Raw genomic sequence first — 20,834 nt, 5'->3', positions numbered from 1 at the left:
CGCCTCAAGGCGTGGCGTTAGGCCACTGAAGCGCCGAGTCGACCTAGCCTGTATTCATGGCCAGATCTCATCTCACTCTAGCGGCGTTAGCGACATCGGCCGTAGCTGATTTCGACCCCGTTCGGTCCGCAAGTTTTTCCACAGGCGAGCATGGAGATTTTTTTGCAGCCGTGGTTGAAAACGCCGCCGGACGTGAACTTCTCGTGCGCGTCCCGAACTCCGCCGAAGCCGAAGCGCAGCTGAGCAGCGAACTCTATGCCCTCGAACACATGAGTGCCGGCATCCGTTCACGCCTCGCCTTTGAGGTCCCTACTGTCATCGGCCGCGCCACCATCGGCAAAACCTTTGGGCTCATTTTTGACTTCTTAAAAGGCACCTCCGTCTCGTTGGCCGACTTTCGCCAAGACAGCGATGTTCCCGTTTCGGTGGGGCGCGGAATAGCGGCCATCCACGCGTTACCGACGAGCTTCGTCGTCGATGCCTCCCTGCCGGTTTTTTATGCGCCTGAGGTGCAAAAACAGACTCGCGAGCTCGTCGACAAAGCCCGAGCGACAAACCTACTTCCCGCCGCCTTGGTGGCGCGTTGGCAGAATGCGGTTGATGACGCCGCACTGTGGATGTTCGAGCCGACAGTCACACACGGATCTTTGAATGCAGATTCTTTCCTGGTCGGCGAAGACTCCTTGACCGCGGTGCTCGGCTGGGCAACGCTTCGCGTGGGAGACCCAGCGTGGGACTTGCACTGGATGATTAACGTTGATCTCGACGCTCAGGACATTGCTTTCGGGGCGTACTCGGCGGCACGGCGATCCGCGGCAGATCCCAAACTCCGCCAGCGCGCAACGCTTTATTCCGAGCTTGAGCTTGCCCGTTGGTTGCTGCACGGTGTCGAGCAAAAGAGTCCTGAAATCGTCGATGACGCAATCAACATGCTCGATCGCCTTGTCGACAGCGTTCATGCCGAAACGTCGAGCCCCATTGCACCGGGTCTGGATGAGGCTCTCACTGTGACGCAAGTTGTCGAGCTCCTAGAGGACACCCCCGGTGGTTCACAGAGTGCCGACCCGCGAGGTGACTACCGGGGAATGCCGCCCGTGACCGATAACCAACGGTCTTCCAGTTCGCTTTCGGAATAGAGCCGTTCGGGGCGCACGATTTTGTCTTCGGCCACAAAGTAAAGGCACGCGTCAATTCGCTCAAGGTCGACATTGGCCCACTGCGAATAGGCGAGCCGGTAGAGCGCTAGCTGATATTGCTTGAGTTCGAGATCGCGCGCAGAGGCCGGCGCTTTTCCCGTCTTCCAGTCGACGATTTCGTATCGCAGTCCAGCCGGATCATTACGACTTGACTCAATCTCGTAAACCGCGTCGATCTTGCAGACGATCGTGTTCCCCCCAAGCGGAACCAAAATTTCGATTTCTACCGCGGTAGGTTTTCGTTGGCCCCACGGCGAGGCGAGGAAGGTTGAGGTGAGCTCCGCCAATTTCGCCTCATCAACAGGCCCCCGCGAGCCCGCGAATACCCCTTCGTCGCCATGTTCTGCCACATCACGTTCTCCCGGATGCGCATCGAGGACGTCGCTCATGCCCGTCATGGCCGACCTATTCTCTACCCACGAATGAAAAATAGTTCCGAGAAGGGTGGCCCGGTATGGCTTTTGCGGAAGCGGACGACGAAGTTGGCGGGCGACCCCTTCAGGATCGCTGACGAAGTCCTTAAACCGTGAAGCAGGAATCCGAGTGGGTAAGGCTATTTCCACTCCTTCTCCCGTTCGAGCACGTTCGGCGAGGAGAAGCTCGATCTCGCGGGCATAGGCAAGGGGGCCAGAGAGGCCGTCTGACTGTCGACGAGCGAGGCCGTCACGAACGCACTGGGCGGCACCCTCCACGCTTTTCCGTCGCGTTCCGAGCGGGGGAAGGGGCCACGTCGGCTGGTCCCCCGCGTCGCGTGCCTCGACTCCGGCGGAAACGTCACCTTTGGCGGATGCCAGACGTTCAGCCGAAACCTCATCATCAACGGGCATCGCTGGCAATTTCTCACAGAATCCTGCGTGCTCTATTTCGCGAAGAAATTCGTTGGGGCCGAGGAGAGTCTTACCAGACGACTTGAACGAACCACTGAGGAGAAGGTGCTGCTTAGCGCGGGTGATTGCCACGTAGGCCAAACGCCTCGCCTCGAGCTGGTACCGCATAAGGAGGCCTCCTTTGTACGCGGTATAGGACTCTTCGAGATCCTCCTGGCTATCCGCCGCCCGCCAATTCCAGGGGGGTTGCAGGTCGGAAAAATCGCCCCGTAGTTCGTCGGGAAGGGCTCCGAACGTCAACCATGGCTGAGCTTTGGAGCTTTGCACTCCCGGTAGTTCTTGATACTGGCGAACGACGGCAACAAGATGCCACTCAAGGCCCTTGGCTCCATGAACCGTCATCAACTGCACGACGTCACCCTCAGGCTTCGCGCTGGAAGGACTCATGCGCTCGCGCTTCTCAGCTTCTTTGAGCCATCCAAGAAAACCTCCGAGGGTTGCCACCTCGTCAGCCTGGAGATACGTCGCCACTGCATCCATGAAGGCATCGATACTGGCCTGACCGGAAGTCGATCTTTCGTTGGCTTCGGTTTCAATATCAAGTTCGAGCTCTTGAATGACGACGGTGACAAGCTCCCGCAGGTCGTTACTGGAGCGCTGCCGAAGCCGAGCCAATTGCTCTCCCGCCAGCTTCAAGCGACGAAGGCCCTCCTCGCTAATGTGTTCCACAGCCGTTGCGGGAATTTTCGCGCGTTCAGCAAGGTAATCGACAGCGTCAACGAGAGAAGCACCGTCTTCGGGCACGACAGAATCACGCAAAGCCTGTTTGACATCGTCGCTCAGAACGTGTTGCGAGTAATCTCGCGCCGCGAGCCAGACCGCTGTGCGCTTGAGGCCCATGAGATCCCGGGGCGCAATTTGCCACCGTGCGCCCGAAAGCAGTCGGATCAGTTCAGAATCGGCCGTGGCATCGTGCATCACTCGAAGGGCGCTGACGAGATCTACCACGAGAGGTTCCTCGAGGAGGCCGCCGAGGCCAACGACATGAAAACGGATCCCCGCCGAATCAAGGGCTTGTTTGAACGGCTCGAGATCGGCGATGCGTCGGCTCAGCAGCGCCGCCGTGGGACGCGGTGCGTTGTCTCCCGGACAGGCCTTCCATGTTGCGAATTGAGCGGCAAACCACTGGGCCACACTCTCGGCCTCGGCCTCGATGGTGGGCAGATACTCCACGCTCAAGGTGCCCGTTTTGCGGTCATCTCCCAAAATGAGGTCTTGAACCTTCGCGGCCGGAGACGCGAGACCCCGGGCAACCGTGTTGGCCGCATCGAGAACAATCTGCGGGTTGCGCCAGCTGTGAGGCAGGGGAAAGACAATCTTCGAGCCGTCGCCAAACCCAAAATCGCCAAAAAACTTTTTAGTGTCCATGCTGGAGGCGCTCGCCCCACGCCAGCCATAAATTGCCTGATTAGGGTCCCCCACAGCAGTGACAGCGACCGAGTGGAAAATCTTGGCGAGGAGCCGAGCCTGCACGACAGAAGTGTCTTGATATTCATCGAGCAAAACAACGCGGTATTGCGCGCGAAAAGCACTCGCTACGGATTCGAAAGATGTGCAAATTTGATAGGCCAGAGCAACCTGGTCACTGAACTCGATGAGGCCGCGGCGACGCTTTTCGCTGTCATAACGCTGAGCCAACGCCACCAAAACCGGAAGGGATTGACTTACCTGTCGCCCCTTGAGGAAGCTGTCTTTGGGATTCTTGGCACGGCTCTTAGGATTCACGCTAATAGGCAGATTTTCAGGAAGTTCGCGGCGCAGTTCCACAGCAAGCTCCAAAACCTGTTGCGGCGATGTCAAATTGTCGTTCATTGCCCGACTCAGCGAAAGGATTGCTTTCGTGACGTCGTCGAGGCGTTGATCAAGGTCCGTAATTTCGTCGACCGCACCGTCTCTAGCAACCTGACGGGCCAGCTGCCAAGCCGAAGCATCGCTCATGACGTGGGCTTCAGAATCGCGGCCGATCAGGTGCGCGTTCTCAATAAAAATACGGTTAGCGAAAGCGTTGTAGGTGGTGACGCTCGCCCCAAACATGTCATCAAAATCATCGGTTGACGGCAGGAGTCCGTTCGCGGCGAGATCAGCCAGGCGAAGGCGGATGCGCTCGGCAAGTTCTCCCGCCGCTTTGCGCGTAAAGGTCATGCCCAGAACCTGATCGATGGTGACGAGGCCGTTGGACACCAACCAGACCACGCGGTTTGCCATCGTTTCCGTCTTCCCGCTTCCCGCGGCCGCGATAACAATGCTCGAGGTGAGGGGTGACTCGATGATACGAATTTGCTCTTTGGTCGGCATCGGATAATGGAGTTTCTCGGCTATTTCCTTGGCCGAAATTCTGGGAGTTCTCGTGCCCGACTGGCTCACTCCGGCATCACTTTCGGTCGCGCCAATCATGCCGATACCGCCTTAACAACGTGAATTCGGCTCTCATACTTCGAGTCGTATTCGCCTCGTTCCTCCCGCGTGTAGACAACAAAGGTAAAGGAGCTGCCGGCCATTCCCGTGGCAGCTTTTTTAATTCGTTCTTCCATGTTCACAATGGGGTCGATTCCTTCGACGTTGAGCTCATGGGTCAACGCCGACTGATTAAGTGTTTTGTAGGTGTACGGAGGGACCTCGCTGGCTGAATCAGCCGAAACCTCGGGATTCTTCTCACGTTCGGTCGCCTGCGCCGAAGCAGTCTTCTCTTTGCCCCGTAAGTAGAGCAACCGCGCCCCGCCCAAGGAGGAACCAGGCTCAACGTTATCTACTCCGTCATGCACAAGCGCAAACTGGTAGCACAGCAGCTGCGGATGATCTTCGGCATTCTTTCCACTCGGAACGGCACCGGTCTTGAGATCGACGATGACAATGTTGCCATCCCTGTCTTTTTCAACGCGGTCGATAAACCCATGCAGCCGAGCCTGCCCAACTGGCACCGTAAATTCACATTCAACCGCAACGACCTGCGCGCCCGACGCTTCGAATTCTTGAAGATACGCGGAGAGTGCCCCGACCATTTTGAAGGCACGCCGTTGTTCGCGAACGGATTCCCAAGGCGCTTCGAAAGACAATTCGTGCCACCGATCATGGATCGGCTGCCAGAGGTCCTGAGGAGCAAGAGCGGTCATTCTCTTGTCGCCAACAGCCTCGATCACACTGTGAAAGAGTGAACCGACCCCCATTGCCGTGCTGGATTGACTGCCGACGGTCGAGGAAATGAACCATCCGAGTTGATTTTTCTCCCAGGCTTCGAGCTTCGAAGGTGAGACGTTGACAAGCTGGTCGGGTTCTGCCAAAAAGTCGACCAGAGGTTTATCCGTGGACGGCCCTCGGAGGCCGTACCACCCGTCGGGGTTGGCCCCGGGAACCTGGGCGAAAGCAAGCTCCACGAGGGCTGCACTCACAGGTTCTGTTTCGCGATCCGCCGACTCTCGACCACTCTCTTCAACGAGGGAGCGTCGCAGTTCTCCGACCAGGCCGCGCAGGGACAGAGGAACGTCGCGGCCTTGGGGAAGATCGCGGCGCCATTCCGTGGACGGTGCTGAAGGAAACCCTGCCGGCAGGTCGGGATTTGCCTTCGCTTCGAGGGAAGCCAGTAGGCGAAAAAAGGGGGATGGTTGGGCATCTTCGTTGCGCGTGGCAGTGACCAAGACGTGGCACGTGGCACGGGAAAGTGACAGAGCAAACATTCGCAGTTCGTCTTCCACGACCTGCCGGCGCGGATCCTCCACCGGCGGACTCTCGGCATAATGCGCCTCGACAATGTCTTGCGGGTGGAGCAGTGAGCCGCGCAGACGGAGGTTGGGCCAGATGCCCTCTTGGAGTGAGGCCACGACGACAACGTCGTATTCGGCCCCCACGACAGCGGTTGGCGTGCAGACGAGAACGGACTGCCCCAACGACTGGGGTGCCAAGGTGTCTTCAGGAATATCGGCGGCAAGAAGCTCAGAGATAAAGTCGGCCGCCGGTCGATCCGGTTCGCGCTCGACGAAACGCTTGGCGGAGGTAAACAGGGCCATGACACTATCGAGATTGCGATTAGCATCGTCGGCAACCAGACCTGAACCCAACGCATCTGCTGCCCAGAGATCAGATAGTTTGCTTCCCTCCCAGACACACCACAGCAACTCTTCGATGGAACCCCCCGTTGCCCCAAGAGCAGCAGTATCGGCCAGAAGCTGGGAGAAACGTGCGGCCCGTCGCGCAGGTCGCGAGTCAATGCTCACGAGACGGCCTGCGGCAGCGATGGACTCAGGAAGTAGCTCCTCGCCGGTCCTCGTTCCTCCGGCCAGCAATTCTTCGTGGCGCAGTGACAGTCGCAACCGGCGAAGATCAAGGATGCTCAGACCGCCGAGCGAACTCAGCAACAACTCATTTGTCAGCGCCAACGTCAGGGGCGACCGGTTGAGAGCGACATCGACAACCGAGATGAGGGCGCGCACGATCGGTTGATCGCGCAACGAACGATCGGACACCAACGTGCGGCTGGGAACTTCATGGACCGCTAGGGCCCGGGCCACGTGGGAAACGAGGCCACCATTTCGAACGATGACGACCATTCTGGAGTAGGGGATGTCACCAAAAATGTGATGTTCGCGAAGAATGCGGGCAACGGCCGCCCATTCAGTGGACTGGCTACCACGTTCGAGCAGGGTGACGGCGGCAGCCGAGGACGGTGCCGCTACCAAGCCCCTCCCTGAAGGAGTCAGCGCCGCGGCCTGGCGTTGAGTGCCCGCTGAAGCCGTTCCTATGCGGTCGGTTACGGCAGACACAGCCATTCGAATGGTGGTGGAATGACGATGAACGTTTTTCAGCACGTGGGTGGCGACCGCCACCCCCAAATACGTACTGGCCTCGCCCAACAAGTTCGGAACGGCACCTCGAAACGTGGTCGAAGCTACATCGGGGTCACCAAAAAGGAGTATGGGAACGCCTCGATCGGCGAAAGCGCGCAGCATATTTGCCGCCCCGTAGGTGAGTTCCTGGGCATCATCAACCACGACTAGTTTTGTCTGGGGCATCGTCGCGGGATCTCTGAGGGCGAGAGCGGCGATCGCCACCATTTCTGAAGAATCAAAGTAGTGCGTTTTTGCCTGGGAGATCGTGTCAATGTAGGTGCGCCAGAACTCGCTAGCCGCCACCCACTCTTCGCGGCCGGCACGAGTACCAAGCTCCCTCAGTCGCGTGGGGAGGTCATCGGAGCCCGGCAACCGTTGCGTGTCAACACAGCGGGCAAAAAGTTCACGAAGTTCGGTTCGAAAAATACGACTCGCCCGCACTTCGGGTGACAGGCTCTCGGGCCACCGAGGGCCCGTACCATCGGCAATGTCTCCTTCTAGAAGATCGCGCAGAATCTGATCTTGTTCCGAGCCCGTCAGCAGACGCGGTGCCTCCATCCCGTCACGGGCGGCCTTCTCGGCCGCGAGAGAAAAGGCAAGGGACATGGGCGTGCGCGCCATCGCACCGTTGGTAGCGCTGTGCAAAATGGTCGCCAATACGTCTCGGAGGCGATTTGCCGCCTGACGCCCGGGCGTCAGGATGATGATGTCGTCGGGGCTGAGCCCGCCCTCCACACGATGAGCAATAAGCGCTTTCACAAGGGATGTTTTTCCTGAGCCAGGAGCACCAACAACAACAGCGGATTGCGTCAAGGGGGCGTCCAGGACGGCACGCTGGGATGCATCAAGAGTGTGCGCGCTGAGCTGCTCGTGAGCCGTTGGGATAAATCGTGTCTCTGCCACGCTCCCAACGGTAGCGGTTGCCACTGACAGGGGCGATGGTGGCGGGGCCGTCATCTCCGCTCTGGGCGGAACCGCCGCGAGGAAGACCCCTCAGCTGTGTAGGGTTGAGGCATCGTCATCGAAAGGGAAACTTCCGTGGAAATCCGCATCGGCATTGTCAACGCACCTCGTGAAATTGGGTTTGAGACCGCCCAGTCGCCCGCCGACATCGAAGCGCTCGTCGCTGATGCTCTGGCCGGCAAGGCCCCTTACCTGAAGCTCTCCGATGACAAAGGCAAAATGTACATCATCCCCACAGCGACCATCGGCTTTGTGGAACTGGGCAACGACCAGTCCCGCCGCGTCGGTTTCGTCGGCTAGTAATGGAGTTGTTGTTCGTCGCTCTCGGCGGCGCCATCATTGGCTTGATTGCTCACTACGCACTCTCGGGCCAGGTTCGTCGGGGTGTGGTTCTCCTCCCTGCCCTTGCCACGGCGCTCATCAGCGTTCTGTGGGAGGGACTGACCTGGGCCGGCCTCGCCTACGGTGACTTTCTCATTTGGGGAATCGCCTTTGGCATAACGATCATCGTCACGTTCGGTGCGGGCGTCATCCTCGGTCGCCGCCGGACCGTCTCTGACGACGAATTCTTCTCAAAACTCTCCAGGACGGGCCGCACGGCCTAAACCTAGGAACATACGGTCTGACTCCAAGAACCTGAGCTCACTCGCGCAACTGTTTTACGCCGTGAGACCTACGCCGTGAGACCGAGGCCGTCCATCCGTCGCGTGTGGGCGGCAATGAGGTCCGTGAATACCGGTTCGATGCGCTCTTCGTCGGTGGCACGATTGCCGGAAACGTGCAGGGCGCTCCGCGCAACCAGTTGCGTATCACCCACGAGGCGACGACCCCACAGGGCTAACCGCGAGGAAAGTTTCTCGTCGGCTTGAATTCCGGCGCGAAGTTCCGCCACGATAACCTCTGCCGATCTATCCGGTTCCAACAAGACTTCGAGACGTTTGCCCATATCCGACGGCAAACCAGCCAAAAGGCGGATGAAGAAGTCATCAAGGAACCCGGCCGTGAGATACACGCCGAGCAACATTTCATACCAGTCCCGGCCATGAGTAAGTTTTTCAAACTGGTCGATAGCCGGAGCAAAGGGCTGCATGGCAACGGCGGGATCGACGTCCAGCGCACGCAATTCGGCCACAACCCCCTGGTGTTTGGCCAGAACTTCTCCCGCAGCGGCGGTCAGCCCCTCTTTCGCCGCGAGATCGGGCGCAGAATTAATGGCTCTCGTCAGGGACTCGAAGACGGCCAGCTCAAAATAGGCAACCTGGCCGAGGTACGCCACGGGATCAGGAGACATGTCAGCCAAGTCAACGCGCGTACCCCGAGGGATGCCCTCCGAGCGCGGTCGGACAACGGGGACAGTCGCAGACGCGCGACGTTTTTTCAACCACTCAAACACCTTGATAGCCTATGCCTTTACCGGCATATCCGGCGTTGCCGGGGTAGAGTTGAAGAGTTGTCACCGGCATTGGACCGCTGACCCTACGCCGCAGACTAAAAAGAACCGGCGTGGATCTTTTTTATGAACAGGCGTACCGTGACTTTTCTTGACCTTGCAATTGATGCAGATATTGCCGAGGCTCTTGCCGCAAAGGGCATCCTCGAACCATTCCCCATCCAGACCCAAACCATCCCGCTCGCCTTAGCTGGCCAGGACATCATCGGCCAGGCAAAGACCGGCACGGGAAAAACCTTCGGCTTTGGCTTGCCCATCATCCAGCGCCTCGGCCTAAACCCTGAGCCCGGCGTCAAAGCCCTCGTTGTCGTGCCAACCCGCGAATTGTGCATTCAGGTCACCGAAGACCTCGAAATTGCCACCTCCAATCGAGCGACCAAAATTGTCTCCATCTACGGTGGGAAGTCGTACGAAGGTCAGATTGAGCAGCTCAAAGCGGGCGCCCAGATTGTGGTCGGTACCCCCGGCCGTCTTCTCGACCTTGCCGGCCAGCGCCTCTTGAGCCTCGCTAATGTCTCTGAAATAGTTCTGGATGAGGCCGACAAAATGCTCGACTTGGGCTTCCTCGCCGACATCGAGAAAATCTTCGCTCAGATTCCCGCCACGCGTCACACCATGTTGTTCTCTGCCACAATGCCCGGCCCGATCGTTGCCATGGCGCGTCGCTTCATGAACAAGCCCGTGCACATTCGCGCTACCGACCCCGACGAGGGTCTCATGCAGGCCAACATCAAGCACCTGGTCTATCGGGCTCACGCGCTCGATAAGGACGAGGTGATTGCACGCATCCTGCAAGCTGAGGGTCGCGGTAAGACCGTTATCTTTACGCGCACCAAGCGTGCTGCCTCGCGTTTGACCGAGGAGCTTACCGACCGCGGTTTCCCCGCTGTTGCTGTTCACGGTGACCTCAGCCAGGAACAACGTGAGCGCGGAATGGCCGCGTTCAAGGCAGGCAAGAAAGAGATCCTGGTAGCCACGGATGTCGCGGCGCGCGGTATCGACGTCGATGACGTCACCCACGTGATCAACCACACCATCCCAGATGACGACAAGACGTACCTGCACCGCGCAGGCCGCACGGGTCGTGCCGGCAAGACTGGTATCGCCGTGACCTTCGTCGATTGGGAAGACCTGCACAAGTGGGCTCTCATCAACAAAGCCTTGGAGTTTGGCCAGCCCGACCCCACCGAAACGTATTCGTCTTCCCCCCATTTCTTCACCGACCTCAACATTCCCACCACCGCCAAGGGCCGCCTCAAGTCGACCCCACCGATGAAGGGTGCGGACAGCATTCGTGGCGGAAGAGAGCGTGGTTCCGACAACAAGCAGGGTAGTGACGGTGGCGCCAACTCGCGTCGCCGAGTCAACAATGCACCCAAGCATGTCAGCCCCGAAGGCACCCACGGTGCGCCGGCCGGCGGAACGCACGACGGTGGCGGTAACGAGCATCACGATGGCAACAACCCACCCCGGCCGAGGTCACGCAACCGTCGTCGCGGCCCAGGACTTGCCGGTGGTAATGCCGTCTAAGAAAGAAGTGGACTACCCGGGATAAACCGGGTCGGCTCCCACGCCCTGCTCGATGATGCGAACCAGCATCTCGGGCAGGGTGGCTCTTTCGCCCGGCTGATTGGGCTTTCCCGTGCCGTGATAGTCGCTCGAACCGGTGGCGATGAGGTCGAATTCATCAACAAACTCCTGCAACTTGGCGACTCCCGTCGGAACATTTTCGCGATGCCCCAACTCAAAACCCGCGAGCCCGGCAGCATGCAGCTGCAGGAAGTACTCGCGGGGAACGACACCGCCGTGTCGATTCGTTGCCGGATGCGCGATGATCGGAACCCCTCCCGCTGCGCGAATGAGTTTCACTGCCGCAACGGGATCCGTGGCGGGCGTGGGAACGTAATACCGCTCCTTACTGTGGAGCATGGTCGCAAAGGCTTCTTGACGGCTCTGAACAATAGAGTTCTGGATGAGCGCGTCCGCGAGGTGCGGGCGGCCGAGAGTGCTGCCATCCTGAGACTGGGCCAACACGTCATCCCACGTGATGTCATAGTCTTCCGCCAGAAGTGTGGTCATCTCTTCTAGACGCCCACTACGTTCGTGAACCAGACGTGCCATCTCGACCCGCAGCCCTTCGTCGCTGGGGTCAAATAGGTAGGCCAACATGTGCACGCTACCGCCACCAACCCTGGTGGAAAATTCCATGCCCGGAATGAAGGTCATGTCGAGTCTCTGACATTCCTTGGCCGCTTCATCCCAGCCATCAACGGTGTCGTGGTCGGTGAGCGCCATCGTGCGAACTCCCGCGTCGAAGGCATCGCGCACAACCTGAGCGGGGGTGCCGGTGCCATCCGAGATATTGCTGTGAAGATGAAGATCGATGGGCCCGTGAGCCCGAATAAAGCCATCCATACTGCCATGCTAGTTGTCGATGTTCTCTCGTTTTCTTGCCCCCCTTGTCGGCCTGGCCTCCATGGCATTTCTTGGCCTCGCATTCTGGCCCGAACTTGTCGGACTTTCACGAACCTGGCCGTGGGCCGGGATCGTCGCGTTGCGCGGATCCGCCGTGATCGTCGCCCTACTCCTGGCCATTGGGCTCCTCCTCCTGGGCAGACTCGGCCGGCCAATTCGGACCCTAACCAAGCCCGTCGGTTTTTGGTTGGTGGTCTTCATAGCCGCATCCGGATGGGTGTTATACGACCGCGGGTTGGGATTCGACAATGGCTCCACAACGGCGAGTGCTTCGAACGCCCAACCGGGTGACGTCACGGTGCTGTCCTGGAACACAATGGGCGACAAACCTGCGGCGCTCGCCATCGCGAACCTCGCCCTCGAAAACCAGGCGAACGTTGTCGTGCTCGTCGAGACCAGTGCAGAGACGGCCCATAACGTGGCCCTCATCATTGGGCAGGGCGGCATTCCCGTCACGGAGCACGCTATCGCCTTCGACAGCGACTACATTGCCCACTCGACCGTGATTCTCATTGCAGATTCTCTGGGCGAGTACGAGATCGACGACAGCGTCGGCAACACGGCGATATCGCCCAGCATCATTGCTGTACCCGTGAGCGGGCAGGGCCCAACCCTTGTGGCGGCGCATGCCGTCTCGCCCAATGCGCTCTCGATGGGCCTGTGGCGCAGCGACCTTAACTGGCTCAAGGCTGCCTGCGAGCGCGACAACGTGATTCTGGCAGGGGACCTGAACGCAACGGTCGATAACCTCAGCGGAATGACAACTCCTGGAACGACCGGTACGCAACTCGGTTCATGCGTCGACGCGGCATTGACGACGAAAAATGCGGGGGTCGGCACCTGGCCTTCGTGGGTGCCGGCCTGGTTAGGCGCCCCCATTGACCACGTGATGGCATCCCCGTCGTGGACAGTCTCGGCATTTCGTGTTCTCACCGATGTTGACACCGGGGGTGCCGATCATCGGCCGGTCGTTTCCACGCTCACTCGCACTCCCTGACGGTGGGTACGTGGGTGCCTTACCCCGCGTTTCTGAAGGGGAAGAATGCCCTCGCAGAAGGGTCCTTACCTCAGGCTCCGTGACAGACTAGAGCTATGACCGGCAAAGACACATCCCCCGCAACCGATGCCCGCACCGATGCCACGAACATTGTCCCTGACCAAGACGCAAATCGATCAACGACACCGAGTTCCGAGCGTTTTCGACAGTACATTGCGAGTGGCTGGGCGGAGCGCGAAGAGGTCGTTCCTGCCCTCCGCGAGCAGGCTCCGTTTGCCGCCGCTCGCCGCGAGAAACTCAGTGCAACCCACGCGGGTGAGCGCATAATCGTTGCCGCCGGAGCGCTCAAGCAACGCAGCAACGACACCGAGTATCCGTTTCGGGCGCATACCGCTTTCAGCTGGCTGACCGGATGGGGTTCCGATAGTGAACCCGACGCCGTGCTCGTGATGGCGCCGCTTGACACCCCCGGTATCGACGGCCTGAGTCACACAGCCACCCTGTACTTCCGCGAGCGCGCCGGGCGCGACTCCGACGAGTTCTACGCGAACTCCACGATTGGTGAATTCTGGATTGGCCCCCGCCCCTCCCTGGCGCAGGTTGCTGCCGACTTAGGGATCGCTACCGTCGACCTTTCCGAACTCTCTCCCGAGGACCTCGCCCTCGCCGAGCTTCCCCTGAGCGAAGACCTGGCCCGTGACCTCAGTGAGATGCGCCTCGTGAAAGACGAGTGGGAGATCGCAGAAATGCGCAAGGCAATCGCCGCGACGGCGCTGGGCTTTGCTGATATCGCGAGGGTTTTGCCCTCTATCGCCGGCAACGTTCGCGGAGAACGCCTCGTCGAGGGTGCCTTTTCCTCCCGTGCGCGGCTTGAAGGCAACGGCGTTGGTTACGACACCATCGCCGCAAGCGGGGCCCACGCGTGCATCTTGCACTGGACCACCAATGACGGCACCGTCAACGATGGAGACCTGATTCTCATCGACGCCGGCGTAGAACTCGACAGCTACTACACGGCCGACATCACGCGCACGATTCCCGTCTCGGGTACGTTCAGCCCCGTGCAACGTGACGTCTACGAAGCGGTACGAGCGGCCGCGGATGCGGCGTTTGCGATTGTGAAGCCGGGCATCCGGTTTAAAGATATTCATGCCGCGGCGATGGCTGTTATTGCCGAGAAAACGGCCGCGTGGGGCATGCTCCCCGTGAGCGCCGAGGAAGCAAAATTGCCCGATAACCAACATCACCGTCGCTACATGGTGCACGGCACGAGTCACCACCTGGGGCTTGACGTGCACGACTGCTCGCAGGCCCGGCGCGACATGTACATGGATGGCATTCTTGAGCCGGGCATGATCTTCACCATTGAGCCGGGGCTATATTTTCAGCCGGATGATCTCACCGTTCCGGCCGAATTTCGTGGAATTGGCGTGCGCATCGAAGACGACATTCTGGTCACCGCGACCGGGGCCGAAAACCTCTCCGCGGGAATACCCCGAACTGCCGACGAGGTCGAGAAGTGGGTTCGCCCCATGAACGCCTAGGCATACTGAGCAAATGATCTCGGAGAACCTGAGCTCGCGTCTCGCCAATGACGCTGTTGTCTTAGTGCGAAAATGGCTCGCTGAAGCCCAGAACTACCCCGTGGATTCTTCGGCCAAACAACTGGCGGGAGTGCTCAAGGACCCCAACGGTCTTGCCTTTACGGTGGGTTTCGTTGACGGCGTCGTGCGCCCCGAAGATCTTCACGTGGCAGCGCGAAACCTCGCTATTCTGGCGCCCACTGTGCCGTCTTTTTTGCCCTTGTATTTGCGTGCCGCGGTGCGCTTGGGTGGTCTCCTCGCGCCACTGATGCCCGCTCTCATCATCCCCTTGTCTCGACGAGTACTGCGCAACATGGTCGGCCACCTCATTGTGGACGCAACTGATGCCAAGCTCGGCGACGCCATTTCAACCCTGCGTCGTGAAGGCATCCGCCTCAACATCAATCTCCTCGGGGAGGCGGTTCTTGGCGAGCGCGAAGCGACACGACGTCTGGAGGGCACACGAACTTTACTTCGCCGCGATGATGTCGATTACGTCTCTCTTAAAGTCTCTTCCACCGAGGCACCACATTCCCCGTGGGCCTTCGACGAAACAGTCGAACACCTCGTGGGGCACCTGCTCCCTCTCTACGAACTTGCCGCCGCCAGCGCCACCCCCAAGTTCATCAACCTTGACATGGAAGAATTCAAGGACCTCGACATCACGTTGGAGGTTTTCATGCGCATCCTGAATCACCCTCATCTTGTGGGGCTGGAAGCCGGCATTGTTCTGCAGGCCTACCTGCCAGATGCTCTGGCCTCGATGATGCGCTTGCAAACGTTTTCTGCTGCTCGCCGTACCCACGGCGGGGCAGGCATCAAGGTGCGTGTTGTCAAGGGCGCCAATCTCCCTATGGAGCGTGCGGAAGCGACCCTGCACGATTGGCCGCTGGCTACGATGCACAGCAAGCAAGAGACCGACACAAACTACAAGCGCGTCCTCGACTACGCCCTTGACCCCAATCGAATCGATAACGTGCGCGTTGGTGTCGCTGGCCAGAATCTCTTTGACATTGCCTTTGCATGGCTTCTCGCCCAAGAAAGGAGCGTGACGCACGGGATCGAGTTCGAAATGTTGTTGGGGATGGCTCAGGGCCAAGCCGAAGCTGTTAAAAAGGATGTGGGCGGCCTTCTGTTGTACACCCCCGTTGTCCACCCGGCTGAGTTTGACGTCGCAATCTCCTACCTCATCCGTCGGTTAGAGGAGGGCGCAAGCCAGGACAACTTCATGTCGGCTGTTTTTGAGCTCGCCGTCAACGAACCATTGTTCCAACGCGAAGAGGGCCGTTTTCGAGCTTCTCTAGCGGCGCTAGACGATGTCGTGCCAGCGTCGCATCGCGTACAGAATCGTTTCCTCCCAGCTGCACCCATGCCCACAAACGCTTTTCACAACACGGCCGACACCGATCCCGCAATCGCCGCGAATCGTGTCTGGGGGCGAGCAATTCTTGCCCGGGCGGGCGCCTCCACTCTGGGCATTAACACGGTCGAAACCTCGATGGTCCGTGATCACGACCAGTTAGACGCAGTTTTCGCTATCGCTACATCGGAAGGAGCGCACTGGTCTGCGCTGAGCGCCGAGGCGCGTGCAGAAATTTTGCACCGTGCGGGCGAGATTCTGGAGGTACGGAGAGCCGATTTGATGGAGGTCATGGCTACTGAGGCCGGAAAGACCCTAGATCAATCAGACCCAGAAGTCAGTGAGGCAATTGATTTTGCCCACTACTACGCGGAGCAGGCGAAGAAATTGGGGCGCATCTCCGGTGCAGACTTTACCCCCGCCAAGCTCATTGCGGTTATTCCCCCGTGGAACTTCCCCCTCGCAATTCCCGCCGGATCTACGCTGGCTGCCCTGGCTGCCGGATCCCCCGTCATCATCAAACCGGCCGCTCTGGCTCGTCGCTGCGGGGCTGTGATGGTGGAGGCGCTCTGGGAAGCGGGCGTTCCTCGCTCAGCCCTACAACTCGTAAATGTGACCACGCGAGAGCTTGCGAGCGCACTCGTAGCTGACCCCCGTGTCGAACGCGTGATTCTCACGGGTGGGTACGAGACCGCAGAACACTTCCGATCGCTTCGCGAAGATCTGCCGCTCCTCGCCGAGACAAGTGGCAAGAACTCCATCATCGTCACGCCAAGCGCCGACCTCGATTTGGCCGCCAAAGATGTCATTTCTTCAGCGTTTGGGCATGCGGGTCAAAAGTGCTCGGCTACATCCTTGGTGATTCTGGTCGGCTCCGTCGCCACCTCCGAACGTTTTAGACACCAACTCATCGACGGCGTGACCAGTTTGACCGTCGCCTATGCCACCAATCCGTTGGCGCAGATGGGGCCTCTCATCGAACCGGCACACGGAAAACTCTTGGATGCCCTCACAACCCTGGATACGGGTGAGACATGGTTGGTCGCACCACAGCAACTCGATGGCACGGGCACACTCTGGACACCGGGAGTACGTGAAGGCGTCGCTGCCGGTTCACATTTTCACCTAACCGAGTACTTCGGTCCGGTTTTGGGCATCATGACAGCCACAACGCTTGACGAGGCTATCGGGCTGGCCAACGCCGTCGAGTTTGGTCTCACTGCCGGTATTCACTCGCTCGATCGCCAAGAAATCGGACTCTGGTTGCAAGAGATCCAGGCGGGAAACCTTTACGTCAACCGTGGGACCACCGGCGCCGTCGTTCAGCGTCAACCATTCGGAGGCTGGAAGAAATCTGCCGTCGGCGCAGGCAGTAAAGCGGGCGGTCCCAACTATCTTTTTGGCCTCGGAACCTGGGGCATCGCCGCGTCGTCCGATGGCGGAGTCGCTCCGGTGCACGAGCACGTGCTGACCGTCATCGATGCACTCAACCGGTCGGGGTTACTATCCGGAGGCGAACTGGCCTGGATTCGGCAGGCAGCGAGCCTTGATCAATATTCCTGGTCGACAGAACTGGGCATAGCAACAGACGTATCACAGCTCGGAGTGGAACGCAACGTCTTCCGTTATCGCCCCCTACCCGTGCAGATTCGACTCACCGAGACGGGGAACCCCGTGGAACTCATGCGGGTTGTGCTTGCCGGGCTGCGAGCCGGATCCGACTTCACAATATCCGCTCCAACCACACTTCCCGATGGCATCTTGTGGGCACTGAATGCCTCCTCGCTCCGTGTGGATCAACGATCCGATGAGTCATGGCTCACGGTTCTCAAAGAAGGCGGACGGGAGCTCTCAGGTACCCGTATTCGACTCATTGGCGGATCAGGGGAATCTGTTACGCGAGCCACCGCAGGACGACCAGATATCGCCGTCTACGCGGGCAATGTTGTTCTGGCCGGCCGCATCGAATCACTCATTTTCCTCCGGGAGCAAGCAATCAGCATCACTGCGCATCGTTTTGGTTCTCCCAACCATCTAACGGATGCTCTGATTTAGCTCCCTGTGCTCAACCTCACGAACATCTTGGGCGGGTAAGTTAGAGGTGTGAGTGGCCAGAGAGTATTTGTTGCCCGTTTAGCCGGGTGTGGCGTTTTTGACCCCGCGGGAGACAAGGTGGGCCGAGTTCGCGACGTCATGGTCGTGTACCGCAACGAAATGGCGCCGCGCGTTGTGGGCTTGATTGTTGAGATTTCCGGCAAGAAACGCCGCGTTTTCGTCTCGATTGGTCGCGTGCAGTCGATGGCCAACGGCCAAGTTATCACCACGGGCGAAATCAACCCACGGCGTTTCGAGCAGCGTGGTGGCGAAGTTCGTCTGCTCGCCGAATTCTTGGGGCGCAAAGTTGACTTCAATGACGGTAGTGGCGAGGCCACCATCGAGGATTCGGCCATCGAAGAGACGGCTCCCGGAGAATGGGCGATCAGTCAGCTTTTCGTCCGCCGTCCACGCAACGGTGCAGCCCCGCTCTCCAAGGGAGCAACGGCTCTCGTTCCATGGAATCTCATCACGGAGGTACAAGCCGAGGGTGAAGCTCAGTCCGCAGAACAGCTCATTGCCAGCTACTCCGAACTGCGACCCGCTGACCTCGCCAACACTCTCCTCGACCTGCCTCAGGAACGTCGACTCGAGGTCGCCGAAGAGCTGCCCGATGACCGTCTTGCCGACGTGCTCGAGGAGATGGACGAGAGTGACCAGATCGAAATCATGGCGCAGCTCGACAACGATCGCGCCGCCGACGTGCTTGATCAGATGGAGCCGGACGACGCCGCCGACCTCATTGCCCAGCTGCCCGGTTCACGGGGTGAAGAACTTCTCGCGCTCATGGAACCTGAAGAAGCAGAAGACGTGCGCATGCTGCTCATGTTCGGCGCCGACACGGCCGGTGGTTTGATGACCACCGAACCCATCATTCTCTCTGCTGATGCCACCGTCGCCGAGGCGTTGGCGCTGATTCGTCGTCATGAAACTGCCCCAACGTTGGCGGCGGCGATTTGCGTTACATTGCCTCCTTTTGAAGCCCCCACCGGCCGTTTCTTGGGCATGGTTCATTTTCAGCGCCTGTTGCGCTACCCGCCCCACGAGCGCATCGGTACCCTGCTGGACACCGGCCTGGAGCCCATCTCCGTCAATACTTCGGCCGCCGAGGTTTCGCGAATTTTGGCGAGCTACAATCTCGTTTCTGTACCCGTCATTGACGAAAACCACCGCCTTGTCGGTGTCGTGACGGTGGATGACGTGCTCGACTACCTGCTGCCCAACGACTGGCGCAGTCATGATGACGGCGGCTCGGTGAAAACTGACACAGCCGCCATACCGGTTTCTCGCCTTACCTCGGCGGCCGCCCGCATCACCGTGAGGAGGGGCTCCCGTGGCAAGAAATAATCGTTACGATGAGCGCTTTGACACGCCCAAAGGCTTGCGCGTCCTCTCGTCTCGCCCCGGGCAGAGCAATGACCGTTTTGGTCGGTTGACAGAGTCCATCGCCCGCGGAATGGGAACGCCCTGGTTCCTCGTTGGGCTGTCTATTTTTGCGGTCGCCTGGATCGTTTTCAACTCTTTTGCTCCCGAGGCATGGCGCTTTGACTCTGCCGCCATCGGCTTCACTGCCCTCACACTAATTCTCTCCCTCCAGGCTTCCTATGCTGCGCCCATGATTCTGCTCGCCCAGAACCGCCAAGACGACCGGGACCGCGTTCAGTTCGAACAGGACCGCCAGCGTGCCGAGCGCACCCTCGCCGATACCGAGTACCTCGCTCGCGAAGTTGTCGCCCTGCGGCTCGCCCTCAAAGACGTCGCGACCAAGGATTTTATCCGCTCGGAATTGCGCTCACTCCTCGAAGATTTAGAAGCCGATGACGAACCCGCGGCTTCCCCCACGCGTGAATAGCACATCCTCCCTCGCCATTGCGCTGACAACTGCCGTGACAGCCGCAGTCGGTGCCGTTCGTGATCCCGAACTCCGTTTAAGCCTTGCCGAGCTGGGAATGATCGGACCGGTCAGCGTCGAAGGAACGACCGCGACCGTGCAGGTTCGCCTCACCATTGCCGGATGCCCAGCAGCGCGCTCCATCGAACGTGATGTCGAAGCGGCCTCTACGGGAATCGTGGGAATCGAAACCACCACGGTTGACGTGCAGGTCATGACCCCGGATGAGCGGGCAGCCCTCCTCGCTCGTCTCAAGCCCGGCGGCCGCCGGGAGAATCCCTTTGGCCCGGGAACCTTGACCCGCGTTATTGCGGTTACCAGCGGCAAAGGGGGCGTCGGAAAATCCACGCTCACCGCCAACCTCGCGGTGGCCCTCGCCGCCCAGGGCATGTCGGTCGGTATTTTGGATGCGGACGTGTACGGCTTCTCCATCCCCGGACTCCTGGGCCTCGCCCCCGCGGGCATCGCCGTCAAACCGACCCGCCTCGATGACATGATACTTCCGCCCATCGCTCACGATGTGAAGGTGATCTCAATTGGCATGTTCGTCGAAGATGCCTCCGTTGCCGTTGCGTGGCGTGGCCCCATGTTGCATCGCACGATCACGCAGTTTTTGACGGATGTTTACTTCGGCGATCTCGATATCCTGCTGCTGGATCTTCCTCCCGGCACCGGTGACGTGGCTATTTCGGTCGGGCAATTGCTACCCAACGCCGAGGTGCTCGTCGTCACCACCCCGCAGTCCGCGGCCGCAGATGTTGCCGTGCGCGCCGGTGTCGTGGCTCGCCAAACCGGCCAACGGATTCTCGGTGTCGTGGAGAACATGGCGGGGCTTCCGTTGCCGGACGGCTCCGTTCTCGAGCTCTTCGGTTCCGGTGGTGCAGCCGAGGTTGCCCAGGCCCTCTCCGCGGGGCAGGACACCCCCGTTGCCGTGTTGGGCGAGATTCCGCTCAGCATCGCCCTGCGCGCCGGTGGCGACGTCGGAGACCCCGTTGTGGCGGCGCACCCGACTGACCCTGCTAGTCAGGCGATTGTCGCTTTGGCCCGAATCATCTTGACGGCCGGTCCGTCGCGCGTGGGCACCTCACTCGGGCTCAGCCCAAAATAATGACATACCG

The 20,834-nt window shown here is 59.7% G+C and carries 14 protein-coding genes; 10 read left to right on the top strand and 4 right to left on the bottom strand.

Annotated features, from left to right (window positions below; genetic code table 11):
* Positions 1–56 precede the first annotated feature (56 nt).
* Positions 57–1,136 carry a phosphotransferase gene (locus tag FB555_RS01360; protein ID WP_182483652.1) on the top strand — a complete coding sequence of 360 codons (1,080 nt, stop codon included), beginning with the start codon at positions 57–59 and terminating at the stop codon, positions 1,134–1,136.
* Here the strand turns inward: FB555_RS01360 and FB555_RS01355 are convergent.
* Together FB555_RS01355 and FB555_RS01350 are read right to left on the bottom strand one after the other, a co-directional pair.
* On the bottom strand, positions 1,076–4,477 hold the full coding sequence (locus FB555_RS01355; RefSeq protein ID WP_182483651.1) for an ATP-dependent DNA helicase: 3,402 nt from the start codon (positions 4,475–4,477) through the stop codon (positions 1,076–1,078). The genes FB555_RS01360 and FB555_RS01355 overlap by 61 nt on opposite strands.
* A complete protein-coding gene (locus FB555_RS01350; RefSeq protein WP_182483650.1) occupies positions 4,474–7,806 on the bottom strand; it encodes a PD-(D/E)XK nuclease family protein in 3,333 nt (1,110 codons plus the stop codon). Before FB555_RS01350 ends, FB555_RS01355 begins: the two co-directional genes overlap by 4 nt.
* Before the next feature lie 135 nt (positions 7,807–7,941).
* On the opposite strand from FB555_RS01350, the gene FB555_RS01345 reads away from it, so the two are divergent.
* Together FB555_RS01345 and FB555_RS01340 are read left to right on the top strand one after the other, a co-directional pair.
* On the top strand, positions 7,942–8,166 hold the full coding sequence (locus FB555_RS01345; protein ID WP_182483649.1) for a DUF3107 family protein: 225 nt from the start codon (positions 7,942–7,944) through the stop codon (positions 8,164–8,166).
* A gap of 2 nt (positions 8,167–8,168) precedes the next feature.
* The gene (locus FB555_RS01340; protein ID WP_182483648.1) at positions 8,169–8,471 is read left to right on the top strand and encodes a hypothetical protein; all 303 of its coding nucleotides are present in this window, start codon (positions 8,169–8,171) and stop codon (positions 8,469–8,471) included.
* A gap of 68 nt (positions 8,472–8,539) precedes the next feature.
* Here the strand turns inward: FB555_RS01340 and FB555_RS01335 are convergent, their stop codons facing one another.
* Entirely contained in the window at positions 8,540–9,259 is a 720-nt protein-coding gene (locus tag FB555_RS01335; protein ID WP_343046366.1) for a ferritin-like fold-containing protein, read from the bottom strand.
* A 123-nt stretch (positions 9,260–9,382) separates the two neighbouring features.
* Between FB555_RS01335 and FB555_RS01330 the strand changes: the two genes are divergently transcribed.
* Entirely contained in the window at positions 9,383–10,846 is a 1,464-nt protein-coding gene (locus FB555_RS01330) for a DEAD/DEAH box helicase (RefSeq protein ID WP_182483647.1), read from the top strand.
* Positions 10,847–10,858: 12 nt separating this feature from the next.
* Here the strand turns inward: FB555_RS01330 and FB555_RS01325 are convergent, their stop codons facing one another.
* Positions 10,859–11,731: a PHP domain-containing protein gene (locus FB555_RS01325; RefSeq protein WP_182483646.1), complete on the bottom strand. Its 873-nt coding sequence runs from the start codon at positions 11,729–11,731 to the stop codon at positions 10,859–10,861.
* A 19-nt stretch (positions 11,732–11,750) separates the two neighbouring features.
* Between FB555_RS01325 and FB555_RS01320 the strand changes: the two genes are divergently transcribed.
* The 6 genes from FB555_RS01320 (at position 11,751) to FB555_RS01295 (ending at position 20,824) form a co-directional block, all read left to right on the top strand.
* A complete protein-coding gene (locus FB555_RS01320; protein WP_182483645.1) occupies positions 11,751–12,788 on the top strand; it encodes an endonuclease/exonuclease/phosphatase family protein in 1,038 nt (345 codons plus the stop codon).
* A 95-nt stretch (positions 12,789–12,883) separates the two neighbouring features.
* A complete protein-coding gene (locus tag FB555_RS01315; protein ID WP_182483644.1) occupies positions 12,884–14,332 on the top strand; it encodes an aminopeptidase P family protein in 1,449 nt (482 codons plus the stop codon).
* 13 nt (positions 14,333–14,345) lie between these two features.
* Positions 14,346–17,786 carry a bifunctional proline dehydrogenase/L-glutamate gamma-semialdehyde dehydrogenase gene (locus FB555_RS01310; protein WP_182483643.1) on the top strand — a complete coding sequence of 1,147 codons (3,441 nt, stop codon included), beginning with the start codon at positions 14,346–14,348 and terminating at the stop codon, positions 17,784–17,786.
* A 48-nt stretch (positions 17,787–17,834) separates the two neighbouring features.
* Positions 17,835–19,172, top strand: coding sequence for a magnesium transporter MgtE N-terminal domain-containing protein (locus FB555_RS01305; protein WP_182483642.1), 1,338 nt, complete (start codon positions 17,835–17,837; stop codon positions 19,170–19,172).
* Complete coding sequence (locus tag FB555_RS01300; protein WP_182483641.1) at positions 19,159–19,677, top strand: DUF1003 domain-containing protein; 519 nt, start codon at positions 19,159–19,161, stop codon at positions 19,675–19,677. Before FB555_RS01305 ends, FB555_RS01300 begins: the two co-directional genes overlap by 14 nt.
* On the top strand, positions 19,643–20,824 hold the full coding sequence (locus FB555_RS01295; RefSeq protein ID WP_182483640.1) for an Mrp/NBP35 family ATP-binding protein: 1,182 nt from the start codon (positions 19,643–19,645) through the stop codon (positions 20,822–20,824). Before FB555_RS01300 ends, FB555_RS01295 begins: the two co-directional genes overlap by 35 nt.
* Positions 20,825–20,834: the final 10 nt, after the last annotated feature.

It is taken from the genome of Alpinimonas psychrophila (genome assembly GCF_014137865.1).
In the GTDB taxonomy this organism is placed as follows: Bacteria; Actinomycetota; Actinomycetes; order Actinomycetales; family Microbacteriaceae; genus Alpinimonas; species Alpinimonas psychrophila.
Note: the sequence above shows the minus strand (reverse complement) of the source record. Positions and strands in the feature narration are given on the sequence as shown.

Excerpts from the sequence above, each read along its gene's own strand:
- FB555_RS01360 (WP_182483652.1), top strand. The coding sequence starts at position 57 with ATGGCCAGATCTCATCTCACTCTAGCGGCGTTAGCGACATCGGCCGTA.
- FB555_RS01355 (WP_182483651.1), bottom strand. The coding sequence starts at position 4,477 with ATGATTGGCGCGACCGAAAGTGATGCCGGAGTGAGCCAGTCGGGCACG.
- FB555_RS01340 (WP_182483648.1), top strand. The coding sequence starts at position 8,169 with ATGGAGTTGTTGTTCGTCGCTCTCGGCGGCGCCATCATTGGCTTGATT.
- FB555_RS01330 (WP_182483647.1), top strand. The coding sequence starts at position 9,383 with ATGAACAGGCGTACCGTGACTTTTCTTGACCTTGCAATTGATGCAGAT.
- FB555_RS01325 (WP_182483646.1), bottom strand. The coding sequence starts at position 11,731 with ATGGATGGCTTTATTCGGGCTCACGGGCCCATCGATCTTCATCTTCAC.
- FB555_RS01320 (WP_182483645.1), top strand. The coding sequence starts at position 11,751 with ATGTTCTCTCGTTTTCTTGCCCCCCTTGTCGGCCTGGCCTCCATGGCA.
- FB555_RS01315 (WP_182483644.1), top strand. The coding sequence starts at position 12,884 with ATGACCGGCAAAGACACATCCCCCGCAACCGATGCCCGCACCGATGCC.
- FB555_RS01310 (WP_182483643.1), top strand. The coding sequence starts at position 14,346 with ATGATCTCGGAGAACCTGAGCTCGCGTCTCGCCAATGACGCTGTTGTC.
- FB555_RS01295 (WP_182483640.1), top strand. The coding sequence starts at position 19,643 with ATGACGAACCCGCGGCTTCCCCCACGCGTGAATAGCACATCCTCCCTC.